Consider the following 23131-nt stretch of genomic DNA (forward strand, 5'->3'; position numbering starts at 1 on the left):
TCGTTCCTTCCCACGACAAGTGCGGCGGCTCGGCCTTTGGAATCGGCCCCCTCGGACAGGCGATGCTGCTCGTGGGCAGAGGGGGCGTAGTCGGGCGGTTCGCGGCCGGGCCCCGCGGCGGCGGAGGCGTGGTGCCGCGCCCCACCCCCTGGCTGCCTCTCCCGCCCTTCCTCGATCATCGGCGTATACGCGGGGGCCCGCACCGCTGTAGAGTCGGGTCGGGTGCACGCGCCGTGCTGTGGGAATGGACTCCGGCACCGGCGGGCGGGAGGTGTGTGATGTGGCCTCGTCTCTCTTCGTCCATTTTGGACCTGCAGGATCGCTACGGGGTGGTCGTCGTGGGGTCCGGCTACGGGGGAGCGATCGTCGCGGCGCGCCTCGCCGCGCACGGACACTCGGTGTGCATCGTCGAGCGGGGAAAGGAGTTCCCTGTCGGCACGTTCCCCGAGGACCCGGCGCAGGCGGCGCTCGAGCTGCGGACCTCGGCGAACCCGCTGGGGCTCTATGACTACCAATTCGGCCACGACCTCGACGTGTTCTCGGGGAACGGCCTCGGCGGCACGTCCCTCATCAACGCCAACGTGGCCATACGGCCGCTGGTCGAGGTGTTCGCGAGCGCTCGCTTCCCGTCTGCGATCCAGGCCGAGGCCCGGAGCGGCAAGCTCTGGACCTGGTACGAGAAGGCCGAAAAGACGCTCGGCATCGCGCCCGCCGCGTTCTCGACCGCGAAGGCCGACGCCCACGCCCTGTCGGGCCAGAAGCTCGGCAGGCCGGTCCTCGTCCCCAACCTCGCGATCAACTCCACGCACGAGGGTCTCGACGCGCACAGCGTCCACCGCCGCATGTGCACGAAGTGCGGGGACTGCGTCTCGGGGTGCAATGTCGGCGCGAAGAACACGCTGATGATGAATTACCTCCCGATGGCGCGCGCCGCGGGGGCGCGGATCTTCACGCAGACGGAGGTCCGCTTCCTCGTCGAGGCGCCGGCGAAGAACGGCTACTACGTCTTCTTGAGCCACCGCGCGGACCCGTCCTCGCCGCCCCTGGATCGCATCGTCTTCGCGCGGACGGTGGTCCTCGGCGCCGGGTCGCTGGGCTCGACCGGCGTCCTCCTCCGCTCCCGCGAGCGCGGGCTGGACCTCTCCGGGCGTATCGGTCACCACTTCAGCTCGAACGCCGACCAGTTCGGCTGCGCCTACAATACCGACGGTCCACCGAAGGACTCGCTCGGCTTCGGCCGCCAGCAAGGCCACGCGGACGTCGGCCCCACGATCATGCGCCTCGTCGACTTCCGCCGCCCAGGGGGCACAGGCGCGGCCGACTTCATCGTGATGGAGGGCGCGATTCCATCCGCGTTCGTGGACGCAGCGCGGAAGATAGCGAGCATCTCCGCGCTCTCCGGCCGAGACACCGACAGCGGCTGGCTCGACGAGGCCGGTGAGCTGAAGCGCGTCGTGGCCGACACCTTCTCGGCGACGCGGAGCGGCGCGCTGAACCACTCGCTCGTCCACCTCGGGATCGGGCACGACGGAGCGGACGGGCGCGTCACGCTCGACTCCGAGGGCAACCCTCGCGTCATCTGGGGCGCAGTCGGCCACCGGGACGTCTTCAAGCTTATCTCCAGCGCGATGTACGAGCTCACGAAGACGCACGGCGGGACGTACGTCGCAAACCCTCGCTGGAGCAAGGCGCTCGGTAAGAACCCGATCACCGTGCACCCGCTGGGGGGCTGCCCGATGGGGGAGACCGCGGAGCTAGGCGCCGTCACGCACGCAGGCCAGGCGTTCCGCGAGAGCGGCGACACGCACGCAGGCCTCTTCGTCGCCGATGGCGCCATCATCCCCACGAGCCTGGGCGTGAACCCCTTCCTCACGATCTCCGCGTTCGCCGAGCGCGTCGCCGACGCGATCCACGGCCGCGCTACAGGGCGGATCGAGGTACCGACCACCGTCTCGCTCCAGGTCCCCGCCTTCGCCGAGCCCGCGCCCGGCGTCGAGTTCACGGAGAAGATGCGCGGGCACCTGACGCGGTCCGTCACGACCGCGAGCACGCCCGAGGAATACGGGGCGGCCGAGGCGCTGGCGAAGAGCGAAGGGAGAGCCTTCGAGTTCCGGCTGACCATCGTGATCGACGATCTCCACAAGTTCATCGAGTCGCGCGAGCACGAGGTGACGTGCGAGGGCTACGTGGACGGCGCGGGCTTCGGCTCGCGCGCGCTCGTGGAGCGAGGGCGCTTCAACCTGTTCATCGAGGATCCGGAAGCCCGCACGAAGCGGATGATCTACCGCCTGGAGTTCACGGGCGAGGACGGCGAGCGCTACCTCCTCGACGGGTTCAAGACGATCCACGACCATCCCGGCTTCGACGTCTGGCCCGACACGACGACGCTGTTCACGACGATCCGAGAGGGATCCAGCGTCGAGGGCAGACCCGTGGCGCAGGGCATCCTGCACGTCCATTTCGCGGATTTCCTGCGGCAGCTCGCCACCCTCAGGGCGCGCAACGTGCCCACCCTCAGCGGCCGCGCGGCAGCGGTGTCGCGCCTCGGCGCGTTCTTCTTCGGCGATCTCTGGGACACGTACATCAAGCACCAGATCCCGGGTGAAGGCGACGCCGACGATTGAGAGCACTGTCCGGACCGCCGTACGGCGCGCTCGGCAAGCCCCTCTTCATCGTCTAAAGAGCCGATCCGGCGCTCACCTGTGGGTTCTCTGGAGGACTTGTTCGAGGACGCCGATGGCGCCGCTGTTCCTCTCCGCGTGAAAGCGCACCGTCAGGTTGTTGTTTCTATCCCAACCTGCCCCGCCATCGGTCGGATCGATGATGGCAAAATTGCGCTGAATGACGCAATACCTGTGATCAGAGCCAGCGATCCTGTGAAGGAATCCGGTAATGTCTTTGTTGACCAGGTTCATGGATTTGCCGTTCATCAGCGCGGAGTAGAACGTGGCTTCCAGTCCCCGGGGAGGGGCGGTCGACATGCCGGATGCAGTCACCTGGAAGATGTGCGGTTGAGAGCGTGGCTGTCCGAATCCGAGCGCCGTGTCGATTTGCGCGAGGGTACCCACGTGGATGTCGCCGCCCAGGAGGGTCACCTGGGTGTTGGGACTGAAGCCGGCGAAATTCATGAGGGACATCAGGAAGCGCCTGCATTCGTTCTGGTTGTTGGAGGCTACCCAGCCATCCCGAACGTCGTCGATTATCTCCAAGTGAAACGCGCTCGCGACCGTTTCGGCGAGGGCGAGTCGCACGGTGACGACGGGCACGCCGACGACGACGAAAAGATGCCTGAGATGAAGCCCTGCGAGCTGACCGAGCTGGGTCTCGAGGTCGTCGAGCTGTTGCTTGCCGAGTATCGTCCCGCTCTTCCATGAGCGCTGCGACCGCCCATCGACCGCGAGAATCGCGATGTCGCCGTGCTGCGCGAGCCAACCGAACCCTGACTTGCTCAGGCGGTTCGGATTCAGAGGCATCTGAAACTCTTTGAATGCCTGCTCCGCGGCCCTGTAGCGCTCCACGGTCGGAGGGGTGCCGTCCTCGGGGTTCGACCCCCACCCATCGTAGATCTCGTGGTCGTCCCACATCATGACGCTCGGGCAGCTGCCGAGGACGGCCGCCACGTCGGGGTGCGACCACGTTTGCACGTAGTGCCTGCGGTACGCGGCGGCTCGTCCCTCCGAGGGCGACCAGCCCGTTGGGTCGCCGTCGCCGTAGATCTGATCTCCGGCGTGAACCAGGAGGTCCACCTTGCCTTCGTCCACGAGGGCCTTGAGCGCTCGCCACATCGCCGTCCGCCTTTCCTTGGGAAACGCGTGATCGTCGATGTTGTTGCAGCTCACGAGGCCGATTCGCATCGGCCCGTCCGGCACGGTGCGGAAGGCGGAGCCGTTGACACTCAGGCTGTCCGCGGGCGTCGGGAGCGGCTCTCCTGTATCGTGCTCGACGATGCCGTAACGGATCCTTTCTCCGCTCAGCTCGCTCAGCTCGAACGTGGCGAGCCCGTAGGGAGGTGCGCTGTGGATTGGTACGTCGAGCGTGCGAATGCCATTGTCATCCTGGTATGCCAGTTGTGCTTTTGCCTTGGGCCTCTCGAAGATGGCCAAGATCCTGCTGGTTGTCTGCGTCGTGTGTCCAATGACTGCGCTTTTGAAGGTCATTTTTCTTGTTCCACCTTGAGCCGGTCAGCATGCGCCCGTGGGCCTCCGCGCCTCGAATCGCGCCGGCACCCGACCCGACGGCCCGAGCGCGGTCGTGCCGCGCGGTCGCGCTTCCTCTGGCCGCAGCGCGACGAGCCTCCCCCGCTGCGCGAGCCGCGCCAGCACGATCGCCATCTCCGTCAGCCCGAAGTGGTTGCCAATGCATACGTGCGGCCCGCCCCCGAACGGCATGTATGCCCAGTTCTTGCCGGCGCCCGTCGTCGCCGGATCGCCCGCGAAGCGCTCCGGATCGAAGCGGCGCGGCTCGGGCCAGAGCGACGGGTGGCGATGCATCGCGAAGGGGGAGATCAGGACCGACGTGCCGCGCGGGATGGCATAACCGCGGATCTCGTCGTCCTCCGTCGCCTCGCGGACGATCATCCAGGCCGGCGGGTAGAGCCGCAGCGTCTCGCGCAGGACCATGGCCGTCCGCGTCAGCCTGGGCACGTCCTCCGCCTCGGGCGCGCGGCCTCCGAGCACGCTGTCCACCTCGCCCCGCACCCGCTCCCATTCGCGCGGGTGCAAGGTGAACAGGACAGTCGCCCACGTCAGCGTGTTCGCCGTGGTCTCGTGCCCGGCGAAGAAGATGTGCAGCACCTCGTCGCGCAGCTCCTTCCGCGACATGCGCTCGCCGGTCTCCTCGTCGCGCGCGTCGAGGAGCGCGTCGAGCAGGTCCCCCGGCCGCTCTCCGCCCTGCTCGCGCCGGTCGATGATGCCGTACACCACCCGGTCGAACGCCGCTGTCGCCTCCCGGATGCGCACGTTGAAGGGCAGCGGCCAGGACAGCGGCACCCGGAACGGGAGCAGCATCCGGATCTTGATGTAGCGGTCGATCTCCGCGAGCGCGCCGTCGAGCGCGGCGATGTCCGACGGGAGCTGCTGCGAGAACATCGTCTCCACGATGACGTCGCGCGTGATGCCGAGCATGAGATCGTGGGCGTGGAGCTCCTGGCCATCGGTGAGGCGCGCGAGGTGGCGCTCGGCCACCGCGTTCATCGCGGCCGTCATCCTGGCGATCCGCGCGCGAGAGAAGCTCGGCTGCATGATGCGCCGCTGCCGCAGCCAGAACGGAGGATCGCTGATCGCCAGGCCGTTGCCGAAGACGGGCTGTACGGTCTCCCTCGACTTGTCGCCGCGCAGGTACTTCCTGGCCGCTTCGTGGAGCACGTAGCGGGCGTCGTCCGGGTGGGTGAGCATCACCATGCCCGCGGCCCCGAACGGGATCCGGGCGATCGGCCCCTTCTCGATGGCGACGCGCTCCAGGAAGCCCGCGGCGTCGACCGCCATCCACGGCAGGCTGCCGAGCAGCGGGATCGAGGGAGCGACAGGGATCTCGGAAGCGGGGCGAGCGGGCGGCGAGGGGGCTGCGGTCGTCATGGGCGGCTCGCCCGAGGGTACATCAGCGCGGTCGCGGAGGCGGTCCCACGGCGGCACCGGGGGAGGCGCGGGTTTTCGCGGGAGACGGGGAACTTTTCCCGCGGGCGCGGGTCGTCTGCTCATGCACCCGATCCGCGCGCAGGTCCCCACCGAGAGCATTGCCCGCCCGCCCGAGCCCGGTAAGCCCTACGCGCCCGACGTGCCCCACGCGCCCGCCCTCCCGTCCACGGACAAGATCCCCAGCCTGCTCTTCGTGGACCCGCCCGCGCGGACCGATCTCGACGAGCTGCGACAGTCCCTCTCGTTCGCGTTCACCAGCGGCGTCTCCGGCGGGCTCTTCAGCCAGGCGCTCGATCGGGCGCCCATCGCGCCCTCCACGTGGGATCCGAAGAGCTTCGCGCCGGACCTGTTCCTGGAGGAGCTCGTGGCCCGGTGCTTCCGCGTCCGCGTCGGGGGGCACGAGGCCGTCGTCAACCGAGGCTTCATCCTCCGCGTCCTCTCCCGGCCCCCGAGCGACACGCGCGTGACCGAGCTCCGGAGGGGGGTCCTCCACGAGCTCTCGGGCTCACCCACGTTTCGCACGCAGCTCGAGCGGCTCTACACGGCCTCGTGCCGGATGCGGGGCGCGCTCGAGGGCGCGGTGGCAGGGAAGAAGTTCGATCCGACGCGGCGGCAGCTCGACGTGCTCGCGATCGTCAAAGAGGTCTTCGACCTGATGAGCGGGTCGTTCGAGGGCGCGCGATCGGGCCTCTCCCGGCTGCGCGATTTCGGCCAGGCGGTGCAGGCGACCGAGGGATATCGATCGATGGCCGATCTCCTCGATTACGACGAGCACCTCGCGACGCTCCGCCTGGACATCCGCGTCGGCGCCGACGGCCGCATCCGGGGCTTCGACGTCGTGACCGTCCGGGAGCGGCAGGAGAACCCGTTCGTGCTGTCGCCTGTGCGGCGCTGGCTCGCGAAGCTCGAGATGTTCTTCCGCGGGTACAGCTTCGGCGACGGAGAGGTCATGGCGAGGCTCGTCGACGCGGTGTTCGAGGGCGTCGAGGATCAGGTCGTCAAGCTGGTGCCGCTCGTCGGAGAGATGGAGGTCTACCTGGGAGCGCTCGGCTTCCGGGATCTCGCCGAAGCGGCGGGGCTCGAGGTCTGCCTGCCGGAGCTCCGGTCCGCCGCGGAGGGCGAGCGCGTGCTCCTCGGCCTCTTCAATCCGCTCCTCGTCGCCGGCGGAGGGAAGGCGGTGCCGTGCGACGTCGTGACCGATCGGGCCGACACGACGCTCCTTGTCACGGGGCCGAACTCGGGCGGAAAGACGCGTTTGCTCCAGTCGGTGGCGCTGACGCAGCTCCTCGCGCAGGCGGGCATGTTCGTGCCGGCGCGCAGGGCGAGCGTGGCCCGCGTCCCGGGGCTCGTCGTGTCGCTCATCCAGGAGACGAAGTTCGATCAGAGCGAGGGGCGGCTCGGCATGGAGCTGCTCCGGATCCGGGCGCTCTTCGAGGAGCTCGGCCCGGGAGCGATGGTGATCCTCGACGAGCTCTGCTCGGGGACGAACCCGTCCGAGGGGGAGGAGATCTTCGAGCTCGTCGTCACGCTGCTCGAGAAGCTCCGCCCGCAGGCGTTCATCACCACGCATTTCCTGACGTTCGCGGCGCGGCTCGAGCGGGAGAAGGCGATAAGGAACCTCCGGTTCGTCCAGGTCGAGCTCGACGCGGCGCAGAAGCCCACGTACCAGTTCGTCGACGGCGTGGCCGCGACCTCGCTCGCGGCCCAGGCCGCGGCGCGGCTCGGCGTGACCCGCGGCGAGCTCGAGGGCCTCATCGATCGCAACATCGATCGCAATCAGCTCGCCTCCCGGGCGCTGTCCGTCGTGGGTCGGGACTCCGCGTTCGCTGGTCCCTCCGCCGTGGGTCGGGACTCCGCGTTCGCGGGTCCCTCCGCCGTGGGTCGGGACTCCGCGTTCGCGGGTCCCTCCGCCGTGGGTCGGGACTCCGCGTTCGCGGGTCCCTCCGCCGTGGGTCGGGAGAGCTGACGTGGCGACGTTCCTCACGACGGAGCGGATGAACCCCGCCCTCCGCGCGCGCGTGGAGCGGGCCGCCAGCCACCGGGCGCGCGCGCGCCATCACGCGGCTCGCGCCGGGATCAAGGGCACGTTCGCGAGCGACAAGCGGCTCGGGCGCGCGCGGCTGCTCACGCTGCTGACGGCGGCGGCCGTCGTGCTCCTCGCGATCGCGATGTACGTCCAGGATCGCCGCGCCGTCGAGGCCGAGCGGCGCGCCCTGCTGGCCGCGCTCGACGAGCGCCGCGCGGAGTTCCCGGCGGGCCACGAGGGCTTCGTCGAGGCGACGGATCGCTGGATCGGCGAGGCCGCGAGCGAGGGGGACCCGGCCGATGTCGTCGACCCTTCGCTCCGCGCCCCAGGGGCGCTCGACGCCCTGCTCCGCCGGCCCGCGGTGTACGTGCGCGCTCCTCGCGCCGAGCTGCGCGACGCGCGCGGCATCGACGACGCCGCGCGCGGCTCCGACAAGGATGCGTTCCTCCTGTGCCTCCTGAAACCTCCGCCCTCGTCCGAGGAGCGCGATCTGCTCACGAAGGTGCGAGGCGTGTATTTCGGCGGGACCAAGGTCGACGAGGAGACAGCGAACGTCCGCCGGCTCTCCGAGGCGCGGCTCGGCCTCGCGGTGCTCGGCCCCGCGTTCGAGGGCTCGGTGCGCGCGGCCCGCGACGTCGCGGCCGTGAAGAGGCACCGCAAGGAGCTGGACCACTCCCCGATGGAGCTGGCGAAGAAGGCGGCCGGCGCGGAGGTGCTGATCGTCGTGGCCGACAGCCCGGTCGAGAGCGCGACGTCCGCGAGCTCGGCGCGCGTCTCGCTCGTGGATCTCGCGGCGAAGAAGGTCCTCTTGCGCCTGGGCCGGCGGGTCGACCAGCAAGGCCTCTCGCCGACGGGCGTGCTCCATCGCGAGCAGATCGAGGGCTGCGGCCTCGCCTTCGCAGTGCGGCGCAGCGTCGAGGAGTGAAGGCTTCGAGCCCTGGATTGCGAGGCGGTCACCGAGCTCAGCTCAGCGCGCGCACATCTCCATCAGCATCGCCTCCAGCACCGCCTGCGCCGGGCGGCGGCTGCTCTTCAGCGCGAGATCCGTCTCTGCGAGCACGCGCATCCAGCCGGCGAGCGCGCCCTTCGGGAGCTGGCGGACCGACTGCGCCACGTCGTTCGCCTTGAACGGGGCCACGCCCGCGCGCTGGGCGGCCTCGGCCTGGCTCGCGCCCCCGGCGAGCGCCGACTCGAACTTCACCATCTGCCGCACCGACCACGAGACCGCCCCGAGCAGCCGCAGCCCGCCGTCGCGCGGATCGTAGGCGTCGGCGAGCGCCGCGAGCGCGCGGTCGAGGCGCCGCTTCCCGAGCGCGTCGATCAGCTCCCAGACGGTGCTCTGCCGGACGCGGATGACCACCTGGGCGATCGCGTCCTCGGTGATCGGCTGCTTCGGCCCGACGTACAGCGAGAGCCGCTCGAGCGCGTCGACCACGTAGCCGAGCTCGGGCCCGGCGAGCTCGGCGAGCTGATCGGCCACGTCGGGCGCGATCGGGTTGCCCTTCTCGCGGGCGACGGTCGCGATGAAGCCGGGCAAGGCGCGGCGGTTCAGCGGCTCGCACCCGACGAGGAAATCGCCCTTCTTGGCGGCGGTGACGAGGCGGCGCTGGCCGTGGAGCTTCGTTGCGACGAGCACGAGGACCGCGCTCGGCGACGGCGCCTTGGCGTACTCCGCGAGCGCGTCGAGCGGGCTCAGCTGCTTCGACACGCCCCGTTTGCCGCTCGCGCCGCTCGCGCCGCTCGCGCCGCGGTCGTCGTCCCCCTCGCCGTCGTCGCCCTCGTCCTTCTTCTCCCAGCGATCGACGCCGCGGACGAGCACGAAGCGGCGCGGGCCCATCATCGGGAGCATGCGGGCGGCGCCGAGGATCGACTCGACAGGCGCGTCGCCCGCGGTGAACTTGTCCTCGTTGAAGCCGGCGATGCCCCCCTTGGCCGCCGCTTCCCGGATCGCGGTCACCACGCGATCGACCAGCCAGCGCTCCTCCCCCAGCACGAGGTAGACGGGGCGGAGGGCTCCGGTGGCCGCTTCCTTCAAGGCTTGGTCGGGCGTCACCGCTCCGGCATCGGGCGTTCAGGCGGGTGCGTCAAGGGCGCCGCGCTCACGCCCGGCGCCGGCGAGCCCGCGCGCCCGGCCCGCGCGCCCGGCCCTCCGCTCGATCACGGCAGTGAGAACGGGACATCGACGCGCACGTTCGCCCCTGGCGGCGCGACGGCGACCGGCGGGAGCGCGTCGACCAGGCAGGCCGTGACCTCGGGGCGCGACGCCTCGCGGTCCTCGATGATGCCGCGCGCGAGCTGCCGGCCCTGCGCGTCGAACGTGAGGTTGAAGACGAACTTCACCCCGCGCGGCGCCGGCTGCGCCGCGACCGCCGGCTTGTAACAGCGCTCGATCAGGGCGGGCCGGTGCGCCTCGAGCGCCCGCGCGGCCTGCGTCGCGACCTCGTCGCGCGCCGCGCTCGGCGCGGGCGGCTGGACGTGGCGCGCCGGCGCGTCCGGTCCAGCCGCCCGCGCCGACGCGCCCGCTCCAGGCGCCCGAGCCGCCGGCCCGGCGGAGGACACCGCATCGGCAGGCGGCGACGGCGCTTCCCCGGCGGGGCGCGGGTCCGCGGGGACGCCTGCTGGGCCGTGACGAAGGCCGAGGTAGACCGCGGCGGCGATCATGGCGCTGCCGAGAAGGATCGCGGTGGGGGTCGAGAGATGCCTGCCCATGCCTTGGCATTCCCAGTTTGACAGGATCCCCCCCGACCACTCTAGATCCGCGCCGTGTTGTCCGTCCTGCTCGTATTCGCCGTGACGTACATGCTCATCGCGGCGCGGCGCCTGTCGATCCTGCCCATCGGGCGCCCGGCCGGCGCGCTCGCGGGCGCGTGCGCCATGGTCTTCCTGAGCGCGATCCAGCCGGGCGCCGGCCTGGACCCGCATGAAGCGTTCGCCGCGATCGAGCCGAACACCATCGGCCTCCTGCTCGGCATGATGCTGCTCGCGGCGTCGCTCGACGCCGCGGGGGTGTTCGAGCGCGCCGCCGCGTGGGTCGCGCAGCGGGACCTGTCGCCGGTCCGCCTGCTCTACCTCGTCACGGTGGGCTCCGGGCTCGCCTCCGCGGTGCTGCTGAACGACTCGGTCTGCGTGATGCTGGCGCCGCTCGTCGACCGGACCGCCCGGCGCGCGGGGCTCGAGCGGGCGCCGTACCTCCTCGCGCTCGCGATGGGCGCCAACGCCGGCAGCGCGCTCACGCTCGCCGGCAACCCGCAGAACATGCTCGTGGGCCACCTCTCCGGCATCTCGTACCGCACGTACCTGCTCGAGGCGGGCCCCGCCGCGCTGATCGGGCTCGCCGTCACGGCCGTGACGCTGCACCTGCTGCTCCGGCGCCGCATCTCGGTGCGGACGCCCGCGCCCGCGCCCGAGCCCGCGCCCGCGCCCCTGCCGGCGGGAGGCGCCCGGCCGAGCGCCCTGGCGCCGCTCGCCTGCATCGTGGTCGTGTCCGTGATGTTCGTGCTCGGCGCGAACCTCGCGTGGACGGCGATCGGCGGCGCGACCGCGGTCATCCTGCTCCACCGGCGCGACGCGAACGCCCTGTTCGAGCGGGTGTCGTGGACCGTGCTCGTCTTCTTCGGGGCCCTCTTCATCGTCGTGGCGGGCCTCCAGAAGACCGGCATGCCCGAGCAGGCGCTGCGCGCGGCCAGCCCCTTCCTCCCCGCCGGGCCGACGATGGGCCTGCTCGGGCTGAGCATCGCGATGCTCGCCGGGTGCCAGATCGTCTCGAACGTCCCCTTCATCCTCCTGGCGGACTCGTACATCCGCAGCCAGCCCGATCCGCACCTCGCGTGGATCACGACGGCGCTGGTGTCCACGCTCGCGGGCAACCTCACGCTGCTGGGCTCGGTGGCCAACATCATCGTGGTGGAGACGGTGGGCGCCGAGCGCGAGATCGGCTTCCGCGCTTACGCCAGGGTGGGTGTCCCCGTGACGCTCGCCTCGACCGCCGCGGCGCTGGCCTGGCTCCTCCTCGTACGCTGAGCCGCGCCGGCGCGGCGCGACCCCGCCCCGCCGCCACGCGGAGCAGGCGCCGCGCCGATCACAGCGGCGCCTGCTCGCGCAGGCGCAGGCGGCGATACCGCACCCCGGCGCGCGCGAAAGGACGCCGCCCCGGCGGCCTGCGCCGCACGTCGAGCCACGCGTGGATCACCGTGATCCCGACCGCCGCACAGAACACAGGCCCCATGGCGAGCATCACCAGGAGCCGCAAGGCTTGCCGGATCGCACGCTTGTTCATGTGGCCCAGCGTACACCATCCCCGGTGGGCCCAGCAGCGATTGAATTGAAAAACTTCAATTATGCTGCCGGAAAGACCCCTTATCAAGTCCAAGCGCGGAAAAATCTTGTATTGCTGGATCGTGCTCGTCTACAGCTGGGGGTGGCCGACCTCGACCCGCTGTCGGTCCTCGTCTTCTCTGCTTCTCTGCCCGCGCGGCGAGCGGTCCGCGCCCGCGCGGCAGGGAGGCCCCTGGAGGCGCGCCTGTGCGGCCGATCTCCTTCGCAGCGGCGAGCGAACCGCGGTCACCCATCTCCTGGAGAAGCCTGAATGGCGCACCAACTATCCAAACGAGTCGCCCTGGTCACCGGCGCTTCCCGCGGCCTCGGGGCGGCCATCGCCCGCAAGCTCGCGGCCTCGGGCGCGCGGGTGGCGGTCAACTACTTCGGCAGCGGCGAGCAGGCGGCGCGCGTGGTCGAGGACATCCGCAAGGGCGGCGGCGAGGCCGAGGCGTTCCGGGCCGACGTGCGCGACGAGCAGGACGTCGCCCGCCTCGTGGGCGAGGTGCAGGCCCGACTCGGCCCCGTCGAGGTGCTCGTGCTCAACGCGACGGGCCCGCAGCCGTTCGTCAAGCTGGAGGACCTGACCTGGAAGCACTGCCTCGACCAGCTCGAGTTCTTCGTGAAGAGCCCGCTCCTCCTCGCGAAGGCGGTGGTCCCGGGGATGAAGGAGCGCCGGTCGGGGCGGATCATCAACGTCGGGTCCGAGGTCTTCGAGCAGGGCGTCCCCGAGTTCTCCAGCTACGTCTCGGCGAAGGGCGCGCAGCTCGGCCTCACGCGCTCCTGGGCGATGGAGCTCGGCCCGCACGGGATCACCGTCAACCAGGTGTCCCCCGGCTGGGTCGTCGTCGAGCGCCACCTCCAGGAGGGCGCGAGCGCCGAGGCCATCGAGGCCTACCGGGCGAGCAACCCGCTCCGGCGCATGGGCACGCCGGACGACATCGCCGAGGCCGTCGCCTTCCTCGCGTCCGACGCCGCCGAGTTCATCACGGGCCAGAAGCTGTCCGTGAACGGCGGCAGGACCCTGGCCTGACGGCCCCAGGGAGGGAGCGCAGGACCCGCGCGTCCCCTGCCCCGTGGATCGGGTCAGCGATTCCGGCGAACCGCTCCGCCGCGCCACCACCGCGCCTTCACGACGAGCACCCCGTAGACGACAAGGAGCGGACCCACCGCGAGGTGCGAGAGCAGCGCGAGCGCGAGGAGCACGCCGTTGACGCCGTCGTCCGGGCTCTTGGCGCGATCGCGCAGCCCTCCCATGATCTCGATCACGCCGGTGGCCAGGTTGAAATACGTGAGCCCCGCCACGATCAGCGCGAGGGGCAGGAGCGTCGCGGTGATCACCGCGGGCCAGCGCAACCCCACGCCACGCCGGAGCGTGTGGACGAGCAGCGCGACGCGCCAGCCTGCGACGACCGAGAGGAACCCGAGGTTGAGCTGGATGGCCACGGGCATGGAGGTGAAGCGCTCGACCGGGATCGCATAGAGCGCCGCCGGGGGCGCCGTCATCGTGATGACGGTCAGGAGCTTCGCGTACGAGAGCCGCGGCTCGTCCGGGCGCCGGAGCGGCGCCACGACGATCCAGAGAAACGCGCTCAGGAGGATGGCATAGACGACCGAGCCAAGGCCCGTCTTGCGCCAGGCGCTGGCGACCGGATCGTCCCAGAACCGCCCGACGCCGACAAGCCAGGTGCAGGCCAGGCCGAGCGCGAGGTGCCGCCCGTCGAGGCGCGCGAGGTCGTCGCGCGAGAGCCGGAAGGTGAGCAGCCGCCCCGCGGCGCGGGCGAACGACGGTCGATCAGGATCGCGCATGCCGTCCCCTGCGGGCGCGTGTGGCGCGGCGAAACCGGCTGCGCCGGCGCGCGGTCTCCCCCGGACTGTAGAGCTCGCCCATCAGCCAGCGGAACCCTCGCTCGAGCTCCTCCACGCTCATGCGCGCTGGCCTGAAGGTCACGTCGAACAGCGTGCACGCGTCCCAGAACACGGGGCGGAGCAGCCGCCCCTGCGCCTCGAGCGCGCGGTGGAGCGCGGTGCCCGGGAACGGCGTGAGCACCGTGATCTGCACCTCGGCGAGATCGCACTCCCGGGCGAACGCGAGCGTGCGCTCGAAGACGCCGTCATCGTCCTCGTCGAAGCCGAGCACGAAGCAGCCGTTCACGGGGATCCCACGCTCCTGGATGCGGCCGACCGAGTCGACGTAGCGGGCCCGCTCCGCGGCCTTGAACCCCCGCGGCTCCGCGGCCCGGAGCGCGGTCGGGTTGACCGACTCGAGGCCGATGAGCAGCTCGGCGCAGTTGGACTCGGCGAGCAGATCGAGCAGCTCCGGATCGTCGGCGACCGAGATGTCCGTCTCGGTGAACCACGCGATCGGGCGCGCTCGCCGCGCGTTGTACTCGACGAAGAGCCGCGCGAGCTCCCGCGCCCAGGGCTTCTGCACGAACGTGTTGTCGTCGGCGAGCTCGAGGAACGGCCGCGGCCACGCCTCGATGATGGCGTCGAGCTCGCGGCGGATGAGCGGGATGGGTTTGCGCTTGTAGGGGCTGATGAGCCGCGAGGCGGCGCAGAAGGTGCAGGCGAGCGGGCAGCCGCGCGTGGTCTGGAGCGTGAACCGGTTGTACCGAGCGACGTCGAGCAGGTCATAACGCGGCACCCGCGCGCCCTCTATCTGAAACGCGGGCCACGCGCCGCTCCGGGCGCTGTACAGCGGGCGCAGCCGGCCCTCGCCGAGCTCGTGGAGCAGCGCCGGCCAGAGCAGCTCCCCCTCGCCCTGGACGACCGAATCGGCGTGCTGCGCCGCCTCGTCGGGGAGCGCGGAGGCGTGCAGGCCGCCGAGGACCACGGTGACGCCCTCGGCGCGCAGCCGGTCGGCGAGCGCGTAGGCGTCGAGCGCGCGCGCCGCGAGCGACGAGATGGCGACGACATCGTACCGGCCGTCCACGATGCGCGCGACGTCCGCGTCGGCGATGGCGTCGAGCTCGCGGTACTCCACCTCCCAGCCCTCGGGCGTGTGCGCGGCGATCGTGAGCAGGCCCAGGCTCGGCAGCGACGCGATGACCTCGCTGCGCTCGACGAAGCCCGGCAGCGTCAGCCCCAGGCGCGCGAGCTCCTCGTCCTTGACCCGGACGCCGCTCATCGCGAGAAGAAGCGCGCGTCGCGACCTTCGCCCCATCGTCGTCGCAGGAGGCATATCGCGGTCCCTCCCGGCGGGAAATGGAGTTCGTGCGAGGAGCGCGCAGCGCGGCCAGCCGCGAGACGCCTGCTCTACGCGGCGAGGCGGCGGCCGCGCGCCGTCATAGACGCCCTTGATGCCACAGGGAGAGCAGGTCCATCGACGTCGCGACGACGATGTGGATGGCGCAGCCGCCCCAGATGGAGCCGCTCTTCAGGCTCACCGTGCCGAGGACGAACCCGGCGAGCACCGAGCCGAGCGCCTCGGGCAGCGGCTTGCCGAAATGGATCATCGCGTAAGGCACCATCATGGCGAAGATCGACGAGTAGCCGAGCGCGCGGCGGATCCCGTGGAGGAAGAAGCCGCGGTAGAAGAACTCGAGAGCCACGAACTGCGCGGCATAGAGCGCCTCCCACGCCCAGAGCCAGGGCCACGGGCCCTCGCCCGGCGCGAGCTTGTAATAGGGATACTTCGCCTGGAAGGCCGGCGAGAGCGACGCGGCGTAGAGGAACGGCGCCATGACGGCGAACAGGAAGCCGTAGACGGGCAGGTGCCGCGCCGTCCCGCGGACGCGCAGGCCGAAGCTCCGGATCGGCGCCCGCAGCACGAGCTTCGCGACGACGAGGGTCGGTATCAGATAACCGACGAGGCGGCCGGCCGCCCAGACGATCCGCTGGTGAAAGCGGCGATCCGGCGACGTGTTCAGCGCGTCGTGGAGCCTCGCCGCGGCGCCGTCGAGGCCCACGGCGCGCAGACCATCGACCATCCAGCGCGTGTCGTGCTCGTTGCCAGCGAACCGGACGAAGATGAGCACCCCGATGACGGTGAGGAACACGCACGCCACCTGGCGGGTGACCTCCCCCGCGGGCGTTGTGGCCCGGTGGTGCGCCGCCTCGGCGTCGAGCCGGTCGCGCAGGTCGATGACGTACTCCTGCCAGATCCGGCGGAAAAAGCGTCCGATCACGCGCCGTGCTTATCACCGCCGGCGCCCCCGGCACAACCCGTGGGGCAGGCGCTTCTACTGCTGGGTGGTGGGATTGACGATGATCTCGACGCGCCGGTTGTTGGCCCGGCCCTCGGTGCTCGAGTTGTCCGCCACGGGGCGGTCCGGCCCGTGGCCGACGGTCGCGATCTTGTCCCCGGGCAGGCCCGCCGTGATGAGGTGGGCCTTCACGGCGTCGGCGCGCTCCAGCGAGAGCTTGCGGTTCGCCTGGGCGGAGCCGGTCGAGTCGGTGTGCCCCTCGATCCTGATGGGCGGCGACCCCTGGTCCTTCAGCGTGGCCGCGACCTGGCTGAGCTTCTCCTTGGCGATCGGCAGGAGCTCGGACTTGCCCGAGGCGAAGAGCACCGCGCCGGAGAGCGTGATGACCACGCCGCGCTTCTCCTCCTTCACCGCGGCGATCTCCTTGAGGCTCGCGAGCGCCGCGTTCGCGACGCGCTCGGCCTCCCGCCGCGCCGCCTCGGCCTCCTGGCGGGCCTTCTCGGCCGCGGTGCGCGCGCTCTCGGCCTGGAGCCGCGCGCTCTCGGCCTGCTGCTGCGCGGTCTCGGCCTGGGCGCGCGCGTGCCGCTCCCGCTCGATCTGCTGCTGGCCGCTGTGCAGCGCCTCCCTCGCGCTGGCGAGCTGCTGCTGCGAGAGGTCCTTGAAGGCGTCCTCGGCCGCGGCCTTGTCGCGCTGCGCCTGCAGCAGCGCCGCCGCCGCCTCGGCCTCCTGGGCCTTGCGGTCGGCGATGTACGCGAGATCGCGCGTCTGCGGGGCCTCGGCGTCCTCGCCGAACGCCCCCTCGGCGCGGGAGAGCGCCTGCTTCGCCGTGTCGAGCTGGGCGGGCGCGAGGCGCGAGGCGGCGCCTTCCGCCGCGCGCCTGTAGCTCGCGCGGGCGTCGACGAGCTCCTTCGGCGGGACCGCCGCGCCGCACCCCGACGCGGCGTAGAGCGCGGCGCACAGGGCGAGAGACCGGGCAGGCCAGGACGGGTTCTTCACCAGGGAAGCCATCACCATCACCTCGCGCTTCACTTGACCCCCGCCTGCTTCATTTTCTCGACCTGCTTCAGCGCCTCCTGCGCCTCGGCCTGCGTGGAGCGCGCCTTCGCGAGCGCCAGCGCGAGCTCGGCGTCGGCCTCGGCGCGCTGGAGGAGGCGCGTGGCAGACTCGTTGTCCTCGGCCTGCATCTGCTGCTTGGCCTTCTCGAGCTGCTCGCGCGCGAGCTTCAGGTGGAGGGTGGCCTGCGGGTCGGACCCGGCGCCCATCTCGTCGGCCGCGCGGATGGCGGCCTGGGACGAGGCGAGCTGGTCGTTCGGCGGAGGCACGGCGCCGCCGCACGCGGCGAGCGCAAGACCGAGCACTGCAGCGAGCACCGCGGCCGGGCTCGCGAGGCGGCGTAGGGGTGGCTTGTTGTTCGAGCTTCGGTTCACCCGGCCGTTGTACAACACCCGAGGTCTCCGAGAAATCAGGAAACCCCACGGCCTCGCAGGCGATCACAGCCGTAGCGCGGGATCTGCCTCGCAAGCGGAGCGGGAGAGGGAGAGGAGAGGGAGAGAGTTCAACGCAAAGGCGCAAAGACGCAGAGGCGCAAAAGAAAGAACAATTGCCGTGAATTTTTGCGTCTTCGCGCCCTTCGCGCCTTCGCGCCGGCTCTCTCTCCGGATGCCTGGCCGGCCTTCCGGCGGGCGGCGCTACTCGACGCGCATCGAGCTCGCGCGGACGATGCGGATCCGCGCGTCACGCGCGTCGGGCTGGTTGACCGCGCGCGCGAACTCGGGCGCGGCGGGGGACGCCACTTCGACGACGGACGCGGTGGAGCCGATGCGGATCGCGCCGATCTGCTGGCTCGACACGCCGCCGCGGCGGCACACGAGCGCGAGCAGGCGCCGGGGGTCGGCGCCGTGGCGCTCCCCCCAGTTGACCTGGAAAGGCACGAAGGGGAGGCGCGGGGGCTGCTCCCCGTTGCCTTGACGAGCGGCGGGGCGAGCGCGCGTCGGCGCCTCGGACCAGGACGGCGCGGAGGACCGGGCGCGCGACGGGGCCCCGGACCAGGGCGGCGCAGGCGGCCGGGCGCGCGACGGGGCCCCGGACCAGGGCGGCGCAGGCGGCCGGGCGCGCGACGGAGGCGGCTCGGAGCGGGGCGGCGCGACGGCGGTGACGGGCTGCGGAGCGCAGGGGCCGGTGTGCTTCGCCCGCGCAAGGAGGGCCGCGACGAGCTCGGTCGCGTCCATGTCCGCGAGCAGGCGCGCAGCGAGCTGCCTGTGCCGCGCCTCGGGCGCGGGGCCGGACGCCTCGCGGGGGCCGCGCACGTTCGCATCCACCACGGCCGCATCGACCGCGGCCGCGTCGACCGCGGCCGCGTCGCCCGCGACCGCATCGCCCGCTGCCGCGCCCTCCAGGCGCACCGCGGCGAGCTCGGCGGCGAGCCGCTCGTCGGCGGCGCGGAGCACGTCGTCCGGCGACGGCGCCGGCCGGAACGTGGCCTCGACGCGCGCGCGACGGAGCAGCCTCAGCGCGTGCTCTCGCGCGAACGGCGCGACGAGCAGCACGCTCGTCCCCTTGCGGCCCGCCCGGCCGGTACGGCCGCTCCGGTGCGTGAAGATCTCGGGATCGCCCGGGGGATCGGCGTGGATGACGCGCCCGACCTCGGGGACGTCGATGCCGCGCGCGGCCACGTCGGTCGCGACGAGGGTCGTGATGGCGCCCGAGCGAAACGCGTCGAGCGTACGGGTCCGCTCGCGCTGCTCGAGGTCGCCGCTCAGGGCGCGCGCGGGCAGGCCGAGCGCGGTGAGCTTGTCGGCGAGCTCGGCGGCGCCCTCGCGGGTGCGCACGAAGACGAGCGTGCGCTCGCCGGGCGCGAGGAGCAGCAGGTTCACGACCGCCGCGTCGCGCTCCGCCGGCAGCACGAGGTGGGCGACGTGGGCGATGTCGCCGTTCGCGGCGCCGGGGCGCGTGCCCTCGACGCTCACCGCGTCCCGCTGGAAGCGATCGGCGAGCGCCCGGACCTCGCGGGAGAAGGTGGCGGACACGAGGTGGGTCTGGCGATCCCCGGGCATCTTGCCGACGATCGCCTCGAGGTCGTCGCGGAAGCCGAGGTCGAGCATCTGGTCCGCCTCGTCGAGCACGAGGGCGAGGACGCCGCGCGGGTCGAGGGTCCCGCGGTCCAGGTGATCGAGCAGGCGGCCGGGCGTCCCGGCGATGACCAGGGGGTCGCGCCGCAGCGAGCGCGCCTCGGCGCCGAAGCTCGTGCCGCCGGTGACGCACGCGACGCGCGCGCCGAGGGGCGAGAGGAGCCAGCTGAGCTCGCCGGCGATCTGCGCGGCGAGCTCGCGCGTCGGCGCGATGATCACCGCGGCCGGAGCCGCCGCGGCCCGGGGCGCGCCGTCGGGCGCGGCCGCGGCGGCGCGGTCGGCGAGGGCGCGCTCGAGGCGGGGGGCGAGCGCGAGGCCGATGGCCACGGTCTTTCCGGAGCCGGTCTGCGACGAGACACGAAGGTCCCGCCCGGCGAGCTCAGGGGCGAGGACAGCCTGTTGGACGGGGGTGAGGGAGGTGAAGCCGCGGCGGGCGAGGGCGCCCGCGAGCGGCGCGGGCAAGGCGTCGAGCGATGAGGCTGGATTCATGAAAGCCGCGCAACCTAGCAGAACCTGGACGGTTGTCGCGGCCAATCGCGTACCGAGCGTGGCGCGGCGTAGCGCAGCGCGGCGCTACGGCCGGCGGGGAACTCCCCCGCCCTGCCGGGATGATGGAACCGCCAAGGCGCCATAAGACGCCAATATTATTGAGATTTTCTTGGCGTCCTTGGCGTCCTTGGCGTCCTTGGCGGCTCAAAAGCCTCGACTTTCAGTCGACGTGCCTCACCGCCGCGCTCCGGATCAATGTCACTGGGCGCTCGCCTTGGCCTTCTCGTCCAGCCAGGCCACCGTCCACGCGAACGGGCTGTTCCAGTTGATCGTGATCTCGTTCGCCGACCACGCCTCGATGTGGTCGATGTAGCACTTCTGCGGGACGCACTTCGCGCGGTCCTCCGTCGCGTCGAGCGCCTCTTTCGCTACCGGATCCTCCAGCCCGGAGTTCGGCCCACCGGAGACCGCGCCGGGCGGAGCGGACGGGAACGACGCGTCCAGCTGGTGCGCCCAGAAGCGATGATGCGGGTTCTCGAGCGGGTTCTCGCCGTAGCCGGAGACATAGGACTTGTCCATCGGGTTGCGCCCGAGGAGGTAATCCGCGCCCGACGCCACGCCGTCGAAGTACTTTTGCTCGCCGGTGAAGTCGTGGGCGAGCGCCAGGACCAGCATGTTGTTGAGCACGAAGGAGTTGGAGCCCCAGGGATACCCTCTCTCGTTCGCCTTGAAGGGCACCCGGTAGCCCTCCGCCCCGATGACCTCGAGGTACTTGTCGGCGATGGCGACGAGCTTCGTCCGGGCCGCCTCACGCTCCGCCGCGGCGTGCTCGGCCTCGACAACGGCGAGCGAGATGGCGCCCAGCCCGTCGACCTGCCCCCACGTCATGGCGCTGAACGTGCCGTCCACGCCGCCGAGCTCCTGGCTGTACGGCGACGCCGCGAGCTCGGCCTGAACCGCGGCGTCCTCGGTGGTGAGGAAGAGCTCGGCGGCCGCCCAGTAGAACTCGTCGCTCAGCTCCGCGTCCCCGTAGCCGCCGCCGCCCACGACGCCGCTCTCGTCCGGCACGACCTTCGGGTTCGCCTTCGCCGCGGTCCACGCCCGCGTCGCGGCCTCGAGGCACCGGGCCGAAAACGTGGGATCGAGCTCGCGCCAGATGCGCGCGGCCTGGGCCGCGGTGGCGGCCAGGTTGAGCGTCGCCGCCGTGCTGACCGGGCGCAGGAAGCGCGGCTGCGGATCCTCGTGCGGCGGCAGCGGCAGGCCGGTCCACTCCAGGTCGTGGATCTTGTGGTGCACCATGCCCGCGCTGGCCTGGCCCTCCGGCACCTGCATCGCGAGCATGAACTCGATCTCCCACCGGGCCTCGTCGAGGAGGTCGGGGATCTGGTTCGCGTTCTCGGGGATCTTCAGCTTGCCGTCGCCGAAGTCGTCCGCCGTGGACCCGAGCGCGACGAAGCGCTCGTACTGGTTCAGCAACGTCCAGGCGGAGATACCGCCGTTGACCACATACTTGCCGTGGTCGCCGGCGTCGTACCACCCGCCGGTGACGTCGAGCGTGTACGTGCAGCCGATATCCGCGCCGCAAGGGGCCTCGTCCGGCAGGTGCCCCGCCGGGCGCGCGTGGTCGGGGCCGACGTACTGCTCCAGGATCTCGATGCCGGAGCGGTTGTGATAGAAGTACGCGAGCGCGTCGTACTTCATCTGAGAGTAGATGGTCGGGCCCACGTCGAACGGGTGGCTCGACACCTCCCCGACACGGAGGGTGTACCCCTCCCCGACGGTCGTGAAACCGCTGAAGTCGATGGTGTGCACGTGCTCGCCGGAGCTCGCGTCGTCGCCCACGACGCGGGTCGCCCCGCTGGCGACCACCGCGCCGCCGGCGTCGACGAGCTCCCACGCATGCGGCTCGTCGGCCGCGGCGACGACCGTGGCGACCTTGGCGGCGGCCGGCAGGTACCCGACCTGGTTGACGCGGATCAGCTCGGTGCCCGACGGCGGCACCGTCTCGATCGGCGCCTCGCCCCCCGTGCCGCCCGTGCCGCCCGCGCCGCCAGAAGCCCCCGCACCGCCAGCGCCGCCATCGCCGCCCGCGCCACCGGAAGCCCCCGCGCCACCGGAAGCCCCCGCGCCACCCGCGCCGTCCGAGGGGCTATCGTCGCCGCAGCCAACAGCGGTGAGGCCGCCCGCGAGCGCCAGAAGAAGAGACCCACCCAAACACAGCCAGGAACGCTCCCGACGAGCCGACTTCGCAGCAAAAGAACAAAGCATGATGCGTATCTCCAGGTGAAGTTGAAGCCGCGCGGCCAGGCGGCGCGCACGGAATCTTACAGCGCCGCCACCATCGATGAAGTGGATGTCGGTGTCAAGCGCGATGGTGGCCGCCTGGCGTGGGAGCGGGCGGCGCGCCCTTGTCAGTAGTGCCAGGGATAACGGGTGAAGTCCGGGCGGCGCTTCTCCAGGAAGGCGTCTCGACCCTCCTTCGCCTCCTCCGTGCCGTAGGCGAGCCGCGTCGCCTCGCCGGCGAAGAGCTGCTGTCCGACGAGCCCCTCGTCAGGCAGGTTGAAGCCGTACTTCAGCATCCGCATGGCGGTCGGGCTCTTCGAGTTGATGATCGCGCCCCACCGCAGCGCCTCCTCCTCGAGCTCCGCGTGAGGGACGACGGCGTTGACCATCCCCATCGCCGCCGCCTGCTCCGCCGTGTAATCGAGCCCGAGGAAGAAGATCTCCCGCGCCTTCTTCTGCCCGACCTGCCGCGCGAGCAGCGCCGAGCCATACCCGCTGTCGAAGCTCGCGACGTCCGGGTCCGTCTGCTTGAACATCGCGTGCTCGCGGCTCGCCAGCGTCATGTCGCAGACCACGTGGAGGCTGTGGCCGCCGCCCGCCGCCCAGCCGGGCACCACCGCGATGACGACCTTGGGCATGAACCGGATGAGCCGCTGCACCTCCAGGATGTGGAGCCGGCCGAGCCGCGCCGGGTCGGCCTGCCCCGCGCTCTCACCCTCGTATTTGTACCCGTCCTTCCCGCGGATGCGCTGATCGCCGCCGGAGCAGAACGCCCAGCCGCCGTCCTTCGGAGAAGGCCCGTTGCCGGTGATCAGCACACAACCCACGTCCGAGGTCGTGCGCGCGTGCTCGAGCGCTGTGTACAGCTCATCGACGGTGCGGGGACGAAACGCGTTGCGGACCTCGGGGCGGTTGAACGCGACGCGGACGGTGCCCTGGTCCACGGCGCGGTGATAGGTGAGATCCTCGAACGAGAACCCATCGACCTCGCGCCAGCGCGCCGGGTTGAAAATCGCAGAGACGGTCATGGTCCACTCCTTTGGGGCGCGGACCGTACTCGCCTCATCGTGGGCTGGCAACCTCGGCGACATGACAGTGGCGACCTCCGGG

At 71.5% G+C, this 23131-nt stretch carries 18 protein-coding genes; 5 read left to right on the plus strand and 13 right to left on the minus strand.

The features are described 5' to 3' along the window. The first annotated feature begins 278 nt into the window (after positions 1–278). Positions 279–2624: a GMC family oxidoreductase N-terminal domain-containing protein gene (locus WMF22_RS28890; RefSeq protein ID WP_437293234.1), complete on the plus strand. Its 2346-nt coding sequence runs from the start codon at positions 279–281 to the stop codon at positions 2622–2624. A gap of 72 nt (positions 2625–2696) precedes the next feature. On the opposite strand, the gene WMF22_RS28895 is transcribed toward WMF22_RS28890, so the two are convergent. Continuing rightward, a complete protein-coding gene (locus WMF22_RS28895; protein WP_438031865.1) occupies positions 2697–4103 on the minus strand; it encodes an alkaline phosphatase D family protein in 1407 nt (468 codons plus the stop codon). A 78-nt stretch (positions 4104–4181) separates the two neighbouring features. After that, complete coding sequence (locus WMF22_RS28900) at positions 4182–5573, minus strand: cytochrome P450 (RefSeq protein WP_437293236.1); 1392 nt, start codon at positions 5571–5573, stop codon at positions 4182–4184. Positions 5574–5694: 121 nt separating this feature from the next. Here WMF22_RS28900 and WMF22_RS28905 point away from each other — a divergent pair, with 121 nt between their 5' ends. Further along, positions 5695–7599 carry a MutS-related protein gene (locus WMF22_RS28905; RefSeq protein WP_438031866.1) on the plus strand — a complete coding sequence of 635 codons (1905 nt, stop codon included), beginning with the start codon at positions 5695–5697 and terminating at the stop codon, positions 7597–7599. Between the two features lies 1 nt (position 7600). Then, a complete protein-coding gene (locus tag WMF22_RS28910) occupies positions 7601–8584 on the plus strand; it encodes a hypothetical protein (RefSeq protein WP_438031867.1) in 984 nt (327 codons plus the stop codon). Positions 8585–8626: 42 nt separating this feature from the next. Here WMF22_RS28910 and holA read toward each other — a convergent pair whose 3' ends face one another. Together holA and WMF22_RS28920 are read right to left on the minus strand one after the other, a co-directional pair. After that, positions 8627–9712, minus strand: a complete 1086-nt coding sequence (gene holA, locus WMF22_RS28915) for a DNA polymerase III subunit delta (protein WP_437293239.1) — start codon at positions 9710–9712, stop codon at positions 8627–8629. 104 nt (positions 9713–9816) lie between these two features. Beyond that, complete coding sequence (locus tag WMF22_RS28920) at positions 9817–10368, minus strand: hypothetical protein (protein ID WP_438031868.1); 552 nt, start codon at positions 10366–10368, stop codon at positions 9817–9819. 54 nt (positions 10369–10422) lie between these two features. Between WMF22_RS28920 and WMF22_RS28925 the strand changes: the two genes are divergently transcribed. Then, positions 10423–11679, plus strand: coding sequence for an SLC13 family permease (locus tag WMF22_RS28925; RefSeq protein ID WP_437293241.1), 1257 nt, complete (start codon positions 10423–10425; stop codon positions 11677–11679). 58 nt (positions 11680–11737) lie between these two features. On the opposite strand, the gene WMF22_RS28930 is transcribed toward WMF22_RS28925, so the two are convergent. After that, positions 11738–11935 carry a hypothetical protein gene (locus WMF22_RS28930; RefSeq protein WP_437293242.1) on the minus strand — a complete coding sequence of 66 codons (198 nt, stop codon included), beginning with the start codon at positions 11933–11935 and terminating at the stop codon, positions 11738–11740. Positions 11936–12244: 309 nt separating this feature from the next. Here WMF22_RS28930 and WMF22_RS28935 point away from each other — a divergent pair, with 309 nt between their 5' ends. Beyond that, entirely contained in the window at positions 12245–13006 is a 762-nt protein-coding gene (locus tag WMF22_RS28935) for an SDR family oxidoreductase (protein ID WP_437293243.1), read from the plus strand. Between the two features lie 53 nt (positions 13007–13059). Here the strand turns inward: WMF22_RS28935 and WMF22_RS28940 are convergent, their stop codons facing one another. From WMF22_RS28940 to WMF22_RS28975, 8 genes are all read right to left on the minus strand, one after another. Further along, the gene (locus WMF22_RS28940) at positions 13060–13782 is read right to left on the minus strand and encodes a hypothetical protein (RefSeq protein WP_438031869.1); all 723 of its coding nucleotides are present in this window, start codon (positions 13780–13782) and stop codon (positions 13060–13062) included. Then, positions 13769–15103: a B12-binding domain-containing radical SAM protein gene (locus WMF22_RS28945; RefSeq protein ID WP_438031870.1), complete on the minus strand. Its 1335-nt coding sequence runs from the start codon at positions 15101–15103 to the stop codon at positions 13769–13771. The genes WMF22_RS28940 and WMF22_RS28945 overlap by 14 nt, the downstream gene beginning before the upstream one ends. A gap of 157 nt (positions 15104–15260) precedes the next feature. Next, entirely contained in the window at positions 15261–16103 is an 843-nt protein-coding gene (locus tag WMF22_RS28950; RefSeq protein ID WP_437293246.1) for a CPBP family glutamic-type intramembrane protease, read from the minus strand. Between the two features lie 54 nt (positions 16104–16157). Next, positions 16158–17129: an OmpA family protein gene (locus tag WMF22_RS28955; RefSeq protein ID WP_438031871.1), complete on the minus strand. Its 972-nt coding sequence runs from the start codon at positions 17127–17129 to the stop codon at positions 16158–16160. Between the two features lie 17 nt (positions 17130–17146). After that, positions 17147–17548 (minus strand): DUF4398 domain-containing protein, encoded by a 402-nt coding sequence (locus WMF22_RS28960; RefSeq protein WP_437293248.1) that lies wholly within the window; start codon positions 17546–17548, stop codon positions 17147–17149. A 261-nt stretch (positions 17549–17809) separates the two neighbouring features. Next, positions 17810–19738 (minus strand): DEAD/DEAH box helicase, encoded by a 1929-nt coding sequence (locus tag WMF22_RS28965; protein ID WP_437293249.1) that lies wholly within the window; start codon positions 19736–19738, stop codon positions 17810–17812. A gap of 258 nt (positions 19739–19996) precedes the next feature. Beyond that, a complete protein-coding gene (locus tag WMF22_RS28970) occupies positions 19997–21952 on the minus strand; it encodes a glycoside hydrolase family 9 protein (protein WP_438031872.1) in 1956 nt (651 codons plus the stop codon). Between the two features lie 197 nt (positions 21953–22149). Next, complete coding sequence (locus tag WMF22_RS28975; RefSeq protein WP_437293251.1) at positions 22150–23049, minus strand: 1,4-dihydroxy-2-naphthoyl-CoA synthase; 900 nt, start codon at positions 23047–23049, stop codon at positions 22150–22152. Positions 23050–23131 lie beyond the last annotated feature (82 nt).

Source organism: Sorangium sp. So ce204 (genome assembly GCF_051526795.1).
Lineage (GTDB): Bacteria > Myxococcota_A > Polyangia > Polyangiales > Polyangiaceae > Sorangium > Sorangium cellulosum_B.